Annotated in this window: 10 protein-coding genes; 9 read left to right on the forward strand and 1 reads right to left on the reverse strand. The window is 63.6% G+C overall.

The features are described 5' to 3' along the window. Window positions 1-76 precede the first annotated feature (76 nt). The 6 genes from ISM_RS13825 (at window position 77) to ISM_RS13850 (ending at window position 4,936) form a co-directional block, all read left to right on the forward strand. Window positions 77-1,360: an MFS transporter gene (locus tag ISM_RS13825; protein WP_009814808.1), complete on the forward strand. Its 1,284-nt coding sequence runs from the start codon at window positions 77-79 to the stop codon at window positions 1,358-1,360. Beyond that, window positions 1,353-2,108 (forward strand): alpha/beta hydrolase, encoded by a 756-nt coding sequence (locus ISM_RS13830; protein ID WP_009814809.1) that lies wholly within the window; start codon window positions 1,353-1,355, stop codon window positions 2,106-2,108. The genes ISM_RS13825 and ISM_RS13830 overlap by 8 nt, the downstream gene beginning before the upstream one ends. Continuing rightward, the gene (locus ISM_RS13835) at window positions 2,105-3,079 is read left to right on the forward strand and encodes an alpha/beta hydrolase (protein ID WP_009814810.1); all 975 of its coding nucleotides are present in this window, start codon (window positions 2,105-2,107) and stop codon (window positions 3,077-3,079) included. The genes ISM_RS13830 and ISM_RS13835 overlap by 4 nt, the downstream gene beginning before the upstream one ends. After that, a complete protein-coding gene (locus tag ISM_RS13840; protein WP_009814811.1) occupies window positions 3,079-3,507 on the forward strand; it encodes a VOC family protein in 429 nt (142 codons plus the stop codon). Before ISM_RS13835 ends, ISM_RS13840 begins: the two co-directional genes overlap by 1 nt. A 14-nt stretch (window positions 3,508-3,521) precedes the next feature. Further along, window positions 3,522-4,130: a hypothetical protein gene (locus tag ISM_RS13845; RefSeq protein WP_009814812.1), complete on the forward strand. Its 609-nt coding sequence runs from the start codon at window positions 3,522-3,524 to the stop codon at window positions 4,128-4,130. Window positions 4,131-4,204: 74 nt separating this feature from the next. Next, window positions 4,205-4,936 carry an alpha/beta fold hydrolase gene (locus ISM_RS13850; RefSeq protein WP_040618097.1) on the forward strand — a complete coding sequence of 244 codons (732 nt, stop codon included), beginning with the start codon at window positions 4,205-4,207 and terminating at the stop codon, window positions 4,934-4,936. A 39-nt stretch (window positions 4,937-4,975) separates the two neighbouring features. Here the strand turns inward: ISM_RS13850 and phaZ are convergent, their stop codons facing one another. Beyond that, entirely contained in the window at window positions 4,976-6,271 is a 1,296-nt protein-coding gene (gene phaZ, locus ISM_RS13855; RefSeq protein ID WP_040618098.1) for a polyhydroxyalkanoate depolymerase, read from the reverse strand. 103 nt (window positions 6,272-6,374) lie between these two features. On the opposite strand from phaZ, the gene ISM_RS13860 reads away from it, so the two are divergent. The 3 genes from ISM_RS13860 (at window position 6,375) to phaR (ending at window position 9,524) form a co-directional block, all read left to right on the forward strand. Further along, window positions 6,375-8,186, forward strand: coding sequence for a PHA/PHB synthase family protein (locus ISM_RS13860; RefSeq protein WP_009814815.1), 1,812 nt, complete (start codon window positions 6,375-6,377; stop codon window positions 8,184-8,186). Window positions 8,187-8,330: 144 nt separating this feature from the next. After that, a complete protein-coding gene (locus ISM_RS13865; protein WP_040618099.1) occupies window positions 8,331-8,780 on the forward strand; it encodes a phasin family protein in 450 nt (149 codons plus the stop codon). 132 nt (window positions 8,781-8,912) lie between these two features. Then, window positions 8,913-9,524, forward strand: a complete 612-nt coding sequence (phaR, locus tag ISM_RS13870; protein ID WP_009814817.1) for a polyhydroxyalkanoate synthesis repressor PhaR — start codon at window positions 8,913-8,915, stop codon at window positions 9,522-9,524. Window positions 9,525-9,530 lie beyond the last annotated feature (6 nt).

Genomic DNA, 9,530 nt, shown 5'->3' on the forward strand with positions numbered 1-9,530 from the left:
TGTCAAGCGGCGGGGGCGGTGGATTTCGCGCTTTGTGGCGCTAGTTGCTGGCGGGTGGCGCGAGAGGAGTGTGAGGATGCGGGCCGGGGTGAGCGACGAGCTCTTTGAGACATTGGTGGAGGACCCCGACGAGGATGGTGGTCTCGAGGCCGAGGCGCGCGAGGTCGAGCCCGAGAATTTCCTGCGCCATATCATGGCGTTGAGCGCCAGCAAGGTGGCCGATGGGCTGCTCAACCCGAAGCTGGTGCTGAGCTGGCTTCTGGCGCATCTCGGGGCCGGGCCGCTCTGGGCGGGGCTCTTGGTGCCGGTCCGCGAGGCGGGGGCGCTTTTGCCGCAGCTCTTCACCGCCGGGCGCATTCACGGCATGGCGCGGCGCAAATGGGCCTGGGCCGCGGGGGCGGCGGGGCAGGGGATTGCGGCGCTCGGCATCGTGGCGGCGGGGCTCATGCTGCAGGGGCCGGTGGCGGGGGCGGTGATCGTGGGGCTGTTGGGCCTGCTGGCGGTGAGCCGGTCGGTCTGTTCGGTGTCCTACAAGGATGTGCTCGGCAAGACGGTGGGCAAATCGCGGCGCGGCACGGCGACCGGGGCGGCGGCGAGCATGGCCTCGGGCGCGGTCATTCTCTTTGCGCTCTTGCTCATGTTCGGGGCGGCGGAGCGGTTTCTCTTGGTCATTGGCGCGCTGGTTCTGGCGGGGGTGGCCTGGCTCGGCGCGGCGCTGGTGATGAGCGCGATGGAGGAGGCGGCGCAGGAGGGCGAGGCGATGGGGGCGCGGGCCTCGATCCGGCAGCTGCGGCTCTTGCGCGAGCGGCCCCAGCTGCGGCGGTTCGTGATGGCGCGGGGGGCGCTGGTCGGCACGGCGCTGGCGCCGCCCTATCTCGTCTTGCTGGCCTCCGAGGGCAATGCGGCGCGGCAATTGGGGGCCTTGGTCCTCGCCTCGGCGCTGGCGTCGCTCTTGTCCTCCTATGTCTGGGGCCGGCTCAGCGACCGGTCGTCGCGGCGGGTGCTGATCTATGCCGGGATCGCGGGGGCGGTGGCGATGGGGCTGGCACTGGGCGTGGCGGCGCTGGGCCTCAGCGGCACGGTTTGGGCCATTCCCGGCGTGCTCTTCGTGCTGATGGTGGCCTATCACGGGGTGCGCAGCGCGCGCTCGACCTATCTGGTGGATATGGCGCCCAAGGAGGAGCGGGCGAGCTATACGGCGGTGTCGAACACCGGCGTCGGGGTGATCCTTTTGGCGATGGGCGCGGTGGGCGCGGGCGTCGCCTCCCTGTCACTTCCCCTTGCGCTTGGGCTCTATCTCGTGATGTCTCTTGCAGGCGCGTTCTGGGCGCGCGGACTGCAAGAGGTAGAGGATGGCTGAGTTTCTGAAGACGGCATCGGGGCGGCGGATCGCCTATGAGAAGACCCAAGGCACGGGGCCGGGGGTGGTGTTTCTCGGCGGGTTCAAATCGGACATGCAGGGCACCAAGGCGGTGCATCTGGAGGCTTGGGCCAAGGCGACGGGGCGGGCGTTTTTGCGCTTTGACTATTCCGGCCATGGCGACAGTTCCGAGGCCTTCACCGATGGCGCGATCAGCGATTGGGCCGAGGATGCGCGCGCGGCGATCAGCCAGTTGACCGAGGGGCCGCAGATCTTGGTGGGCTCGTCGATGGGCGGCTGGATCTCTCTCCTGATGGCGCGGGCGATGCCCGAGCGGCTGGCGGGGCTGGTGACGATTGCCGCCGCGCCGGATTTCACCGAGGACAGCATGTGGGAAGGGTTTGACGCGGGTCTGCGTCAGAAACTGCTCGACGAGGGGCAGGTGGCGCTGCCCAGCGACTATGGCGAGCCCTATGTCATCACCCGCCGTTTGATCGAGGACGGGCGGCAGAATCTCGTGTTGCGCGACCCGTTGACAATCGACGTGCCTGTTCGATTTTTGCAAGGAACAGCCGATGAAGACGTGGATATGTCGGTGGCTTTGCGGCTTTTGGAACATTGTCAGTCGCCCGATATGCGGCTTACCCTCGTCGATGGGGCGGATCACCGCTTCTCTGATCCCGACTGTCTCGCGCTGATCGTGACGGCGGTGGAAGAGGTGAGCGCCCGGGCGGGACGGGCGGCATGAGACGGGCCTTGCGCTGGGCCGGGATCGCCCTTGGGCTCGGTGTTTTGGCGCTGGTGACGCTGGCCCCGCGCGAGCCGGTGGAGATGAGCGCGACCTTCGAGCCGCGCAAATTCGGCGAGGGGGTGGGCGTCTATCTCGAGGCGATGGAGAGCCGGTTCGACGACATTCGCGACGGCGCGCAAAAGCGCATCGTCTGGGCCGGGCCGCGCGAGACGCGCACGCCGCTCAGCATCGTCTATGTGCACGGGTTTTCCGCCAGTTCCGAGGAAATCCGTCCGGTGCCGGACCGCGTCGCCGAGGCACTGGGCGCCAACCTCTTTTTCACCCGGCTGAGCGGTCATGGCCGGGGCGCGGAGGCGATGGGCGAACCGCGCGTTGGCGACTGGATGCAGGATATGGCCGAGGCGCTGGCGGTGGGGCGGGCGATTGGCGATGAGGTGATCGTGATCGGCACCTCGACCGGTGCAACCCTGGCCCATGCGGCGCTGTTTGATGCGGCGATGACGGAGAACATCCGCGGTGTCGTGCTGATCTCGCCCAATTACGGCATCAACAACCCGATGGCGCCGTTGCTCACCTGGCCGGGGGCGCGGCAGTGGCTGCCGCTGGTGGCGGGGGCGCGGCGCAGTTTCGAGCCGCAGAACGCGGGGCACGCCAAGTACTGGACGACGGAGTATCCCAGCACGGCGGTGTTCCCGATGGCGGCGCTCGTCGCGCATGTGCGCGGCATGGATCATGCAAACCTCAGCGTGCCGGCGCTCTTCTACTATGATGATGGGGATCAGGTGGTGCGGCCCGATCTCACCGATGGGGTGGTGGCGCACTGGGGCGGGGCGGCGACGCGCGGGCGGCCCGTGCTGACAGAAACTGACGACCGGTTCGCGCATGTTGTGGCGGGCGATATTCTATCGCCGGGCAACACGGGCCGTGCCGTGGAGGAGATCGTTGCATGGGTAAACAAGCTGGAGTGATGGAGCCGCGCGTCTCGCTGATCACGCTCGGCGTTGAGGATGTGGCGCGGGCGGCGGCGTTTTACGCGGCGATGGGCTGGCGTCGCGTCGATAGCCCGGAGGGGATCGTGGTGTTCGATCTTTTGGGGCAGGCGCTTGGCCTTTATCCGCGGGCCGATCTGGCGCGGGATATGGGGGTGGCGCCCGAGACGCTGGGCACCGGGGCGATGACGCTGGCCTACAATTTGCGCGACAAGGCGGAGGTGGCGGAGGTTCTCGATGCCGCCCGCGCCGCCGGGGCGCGTGTCCTGCGCGAGGCGCATGATGTGTTCTGGGGCGGTCATATCGGCTATTTCGCCGATCCCGAGGGCCATGTCTGGGAGGTGGCGCATAACCCGTTTTCGCCGCTGAGTGCGGAGGGCGCTTTTCGCTGGGAGGGCTATGGGTGAGACGCCCGCGCAGCATGTGGAGCCTCGAGACGCTGGGGCGGGTGCGGCTCAGCCGGCATTTCTACATGCGCGATTTCCTCTATTCGGAGATCGGCAATTTTCACCAGATCCAGAACATTCCCGACGATCCCGAACGGGCCATCGAGATGGGGCAAAGGCTCTGTCAGGAGCTGCTCGATCCGCTGGAAGAGACCTTTGGGCGGATTGCGATCCGTTCGGGCTATCGCGCGGCGGCGCTCAACCGGTTTGGCAATGAGCAGGGCCTCAACTGTGCGCGCAACGCGGCCAATGCGGGGCAGCATATCTGGGATTATCCGGGCGGGGCGGGGGCCTGTACCTCGCTGGTGATCCCGTGGTTTGCCGACCGCTATGAGGCGGGGCGGGACTGGCGCGATCTGGCGTGGTGGCTGCATGATCATCTGCCTTATTCCGACATCTATTTCTTTCCCAAGCTCTGCGCCTTCAACCTGAGTTGGGCCGAGCGGCCGGAGCGGGCGATCCGCAGCTATATCGCGCCGCGCGGCACGTTGCTCGCCTCCGGGGCCGAGCCGGGGGAGAGCCGGGCCGAGAGGCAGGCGCGCTATGACGATTTTCCGCCTTTCCGGGCAATTGCCTATCCCTGACCCTTGATTGTCCTGTGGAGATTGGCACAGTAGGGGAAAGGCGCGAGAGCACGCCTGAGAGCAGGAGAATTTTCATGCAAGAGCCCTTGGTGCTGTTGCCGGGTTTATTATGTGATGCCCGGGTGTTCGGGCCGCAACTGACCGCGCTGAGCCGCGATATGGCGGTGACCGTCGCCCCGATCACGCGCGGCGAGCGGGTCGAGGAAATCGCCTCGGAATTGCTCGATTTGCTGCCGCGCAAATCCGCCATCGCGGGGCTTGGCCTTGGCGGGGTGGTGGCGATGGAAATCCTGCGCCGCGCGCCCGAGCGGGTGACGCGGATTGCCCTGATGGACACCAGCGCGCTGTCGGAGACGCCGCAGAGCTCGGCCGATCTCGAGCCGCTCTTGACCAAGGCGCGGGCCGGGCGGCTGCGCGAGGTGGTGGCGGGGCTGGTGCATCCCAACACGCTCGCCCCCGGGCCGGACCGGGCCGAGGTGATGGCGCTGATCGAGGATATGGCGGATCATCTGGGGCCGGAGATCCTGTTCCGGCAGATGCGGGCGCGGCAACGGCGGCGGGATTATCAACCGACGCTGCGGCGCTGCAAGGTGCCGGCGCTGGTGCTCTGCGGCGCGCATGACGGGACCGCGCCGATCAAGCATCACACGTTTCTGGCGGGGCTCATCCCCTATGGCAAGCTTGAGGTGATCGAGGGCGCGGGGCAGTTCCCGGTGTTGGAGCAGCCCGAGGCGACCAATGCCGCGCTCAAGGCCTGGATGAAACAGCCGCTGGTGCTGCAGACGCAGGTCGCGCCCGAAGTCTGAATGGATCGGAAAATCGCCGAAGGGCAGGGACGCCGCGGATCAGGCCGCGGCGTTTTTATTGGCGTGTTTGGCGCGCGGCTTGGTGCGCTTGCGCTCGGCCGGGGCCTCGGAATTGGCGTCGATGAAATCGAGCACCAAGGGTCGGATGTTTTCGCGCCAGGAGCGGCCTGCGAAAATGCCGTAATGCCCGGCGTTGGGTTCGACATAGCTCGCCTTTTTGTCGGCGGGCAGGCCGGTCAGAAGATCGAGCGCCGCGACGCATTGGCCGGGGGCCGAGATGTCATCCTTGCCGCCTTCGACGGTTTTGACGGCGATCTTGGTGATCTTGCCGATGTCGATCTTGCGGCCTTCGACGCTAAAGTCGTTCCGGGCAATCTCGCAATCCTTGAAGATGCGTTTCACGGTCGAGAGATAGAATTCGGCGGGCATGTCCATCACGGCGAGATATTCGTCGTAGAACTTGTTGTGCGGGTCGCGGTCGCTGGCTTCGCCACGGGCGACGCGGCCGATCTGATCGCTGAAGGCGGTGGCGTGGCGTTCGGCATTCATCGACATGAAGGAGGTGAGCTGCAGCAGGCCGGGATAGACCTTGCGCCCGACGCCGGGATATTTGAAGCCGACCTGCTGGATCATCGTCTCTTCGAGCTGCCCCATGGTGACGCGGCGGCCAAAGTCAGTGACATCGGTGGCGTTGGCCTCGGGGTCGATCGGGCCGCCGATGAGTGTCAGAGAACGGGGCTGGGCGTCAGGGTCCTGTTCGGCGAGATAGGCGGCGGCGGCGAGGGTCAGCGGCGCGGGCTGACAGACGGCGATGACATGGGTGTCGGGGCCGAGCGCGCGCATGAAATCGGCGAGATAGAGCGTGTAATCCTCGACGTCGAACTTGCCCTCGCTCACCGGAATATCGCGGGCATTGTGCCAGTCCGTCACATAGACGTCGCAATCGGGCAATAGCGATTTGACGGTAGACCGCAGCAAGGTGGCGTAATGGCCCGACATCGGCGCAACGAGAAGCACCCGGCGATCCATCGGATCCCGCCCGGCCACGTCGAAATGAATGAGATCGCCGAAGGGGCGCGAGACGATGGGTTCGACAGTGATCAAGTGATCGCGCCCGTCTTCGCCGGTGATCGATTCGATACCCCAGTCAGGTTTGACAACCATCCGCTGAAAGCTGCGTTCGGTGACTTCGCCCCAAGCGGCCATCCAGCTCAAAGCAGGGTTTGGTACCATGCTGAAAATGGGATAGGATGCCAGAGAAAGGGCCGTTGCACCAAGCCATTGGTTGGTATTCCGCATGGTCTCCATGAGGTCATATGTCGCCATGTACCGCATGCATTCGTCCTTTCCCGGCATCTGCCGGAGTAATGGTCACAAGGTGCAGCTTTGGTTGCAAGCAAATGCTGCATAGCAGCGAGAGTACGAGGAAATTATTAAGATGGCAACGCAAGAGGATGTGGCAGCTGCGAATTTGGACAGGCTTAATGTTAATCTGCAACGGGTTGAGGCGCTCACCGAGCGGCTGATCGCGGCCTTTGCGCGGCGCAACCCGGCCAATCCGACGCTCAACGGTCCGTCCCAGGACCTGTTTGCACGCGCAGCGCTTTCAGCCTGGGCCGAGGCGGTGGAGAACCCCGGCAAGATCTATGAGCAGCAGCTCGAATATTGGGGGAAATCCGTGCGCCATTTCATGGAGGCGCAGCAGGCCCTATTGCAGGGCAAAGCTGCGGAGCCCATGGAAGAGGACGAAGATCCGCTCGCGGGCGACAAGCGCTTTGCCAATCCGCTTTGGAAGAGCAATCCCTATTTCCGCTATATCAAGCAGCAATATGCGCTCAACCGCGAGGCGCTGGCGCGGACCGTGTCGGAGATGGATGATCTCTGCCCGACCGAGCAGCGCCGGCTGAACTATTTCGCGCGCCAGATCGCCGATCTCATGTCACCGACCAATTTCCTTGGCACCAATCCCGATGCTCTTGAACGGGCGGTCGAGACCGAGGGCGAGAGCCTGGTGCGGGGGCTGGAGAACCTCGTGGCCGATATCGAGGCCAACAATGGCGAGCTGGTGGTGCGGCTGGCCGATGAGGCGGCGTTCGAGCTTGGCGGCAATATCGCCACCGCGCCGGGCGAGGTGATCTATCGCAACGAGATGATGGAGCTCATCCAATATGCGCCGAGCACCGAAGAGGTGCATGCGACGCCGATCGTGCTCTTTCCGCCGTGGATCAACAAATTCTATATTCTCGACCTGAAAGAGCAAAACAGCCTGATCCGCTGGATCGTCGATCAGGGCTATACACTCTTTGTCATTTCCTGGATGAACCCGGATGCCAGCCATTCCGAGCTCGGCATGGAGGATTATGTCGAGAAGGGCTATCTCAAGGCCATCGAGATCGCCAAGGCGGTCACCGGGCAGAAGAAGGTCAATGCGGTGGGCTATTGCATCGCCGGGACGACGCTGGCGCTGACCTTGTCGCTGTTGAAAAAGCGCGGCGACAAGTCGATCAAATCCGCCACCTTCTTTACCGCGCTCACGGATTTTTCGGAGCAGGGCGAGTTTACCCCCTTCCTGCAGAATGATTTCATCGACGGGATCGAGGCCGAGGTCGCGGCGCAGGGGATCATGCGGGCCTTTATCCTTGGGCGCACGATGAGTTTCCTGCGCTCGAACGATCTGATCTACACGCCTGCCATCCGGTCCTACATGATGGGCGAGGCGCCGCCCGCCTTTGATCTGCTCTATTGGAATGGCGATGGGGCCAACCTGCCGGGGCGCATGGCGATGCAATATCTGCGCGGCCTTTGCCAGCGCAATGAATTCGCCGAGGGTGGGTTCGATCTCATGGGTGAAACGCTCAGCGTGGCGGATGTGGATGTGCCCCTGATGGCGATCACCTGTGAGACCGATCACATTGCCGCCTGGCGCGATTGCTATCGCGGGGTGCAGAAGATGGGGTCCAAGGAGAAAACCTTTGTCGTCTCGGAATCCGGTCATATTGCGGGGATTGTCAATCCGCCCTCCAAGAAGAAATACGGCCATTACACCAATGAGGATCTGAGCGGATCCTCGGAGGAATGGTTCCAGGGGGCGACGCGCAATGACGGGTCGTGGTGGCCTCTGTGGGAGGCATGGATTCGCAAGCGCTCGGGTAAGAAAACAACGGCGAGAACGCCCGGATCCGAGGAATATCCGCCGATTTGCCCGGCCCCGGGAGAGTATGTGCGCCGCAAAGCCACGGAAGTTTCCTAAGCAAATCATCCCCTTGATCGCTGCATGCGAAAAAACTTTTGCTGCACTGCAGAAAAACCTTGATTTGCTGCAGTGCAGCATTCATATTGTTTGCAATCGCAGAAACGCGGGCAGACCCCGCAGAACGATCTAAGGAGAAGACCAATGGCTAAAGCACAAGACTTCAGCACCATGATGCAGGACTTCCTGGGTGCGTTCCCGGTGGACACCAAAGCCCTGGAAGACGCGTTCAAGAATCAAGCCGCTCTGAACGAGAAATTCTCGCAAGTGGCCCTCAAAGCCGCAGAGCAATCGGCCGAGATTTCCAGCAAATGGACCAAAGAAACCCTGGCCCGCGCCACTGACGTGACCAAAGCCAAGGAAGAGCCCGCCGATTACGCCAAGGCGATGACCGATTTCGCATCGGCCAATGCCGAAGTGGCCGCCGAGAACATGGCAGCCTTCGCAGAAGTCGCGAAAAAAGTTCAGATGGAAACCGTCGAGCTGATGATGGCGACCGGCAAATCCATGCAGGAAGACGCCACCAAGGCCGTCAAGAAAGCCACCGACGAGGTGACTGCTGCTGCCAAGAAAGCCGGCGCTGCTGCCAAGTAAGCGATACGGATTTTCGCACCGTCCTCCTCCTCCCAATCAAGGCGGTGCATCCTGTAAAGGGCGAGCTTCATGCTCGCCCTTTCTTTTTCCCGCGCATCGGTTAAGCTGTGCTGTGGCGCCGCATATTGCGGCATGAACCGGGAGGCCAGCCGCGTGGGTGAAACCGACAAACCACTCTTGATCAAACGATATGCCAGCCGCAGGCTCTACAACACCGAGACCTCGGATTATGTCACGCTGGAAGACATCGCGCAGTTCATCCGCGATGGCCGCGAAGTGCAGATCGTCGATCTCAAATCGGGTGACAACCTGACCCGGCAATATCTGCTTCAGATCATTGCCGAGCATGAGAGCCGCGGCGAGAATGTTCTGCCGATCAACGTGCTGACTGACCTCGTGCGCAGCTATACCACGCAAGCCAGTTCCATGGTGCCGGAGTTCCTGGCGCAGAGCTTTGAGATGCTGCGCGAGGGGCAAACGACCATGATGGAGAACATGCAGCGTGCCAACCCGCTGGCAGGGATGCCGGGGATGGAGGCGCTGCGCGCCCAGCAGGAGGCGTTTCTCAAGGCGATGGGCGGGTTCAAGACCTTTGGCAGCACCATGCCCGGTGGCGCGGCGGAGGAGGCGGGCGACGAGACCGCCACCAAGCCCAAGCCAGCCGAGAGCGAGGACAAGAACCTCGACGAGATCAAGCAGCAACTGGCGGAACTGCAGCAGAAGCTGTCCAAGCTGAGCAAGTAAGGTCAC

It is taken from the genome of Roseovarius nubinhibens ISM (assembly GCF_000152625.1).
GTDB classification, from domain to species: Bacteria; Pseudomonadota; Alphaproteobacteria; order Rhodobacterales; family Rhodobacteraceae; genus Roseovarius; species Roseovarius nubinhibens.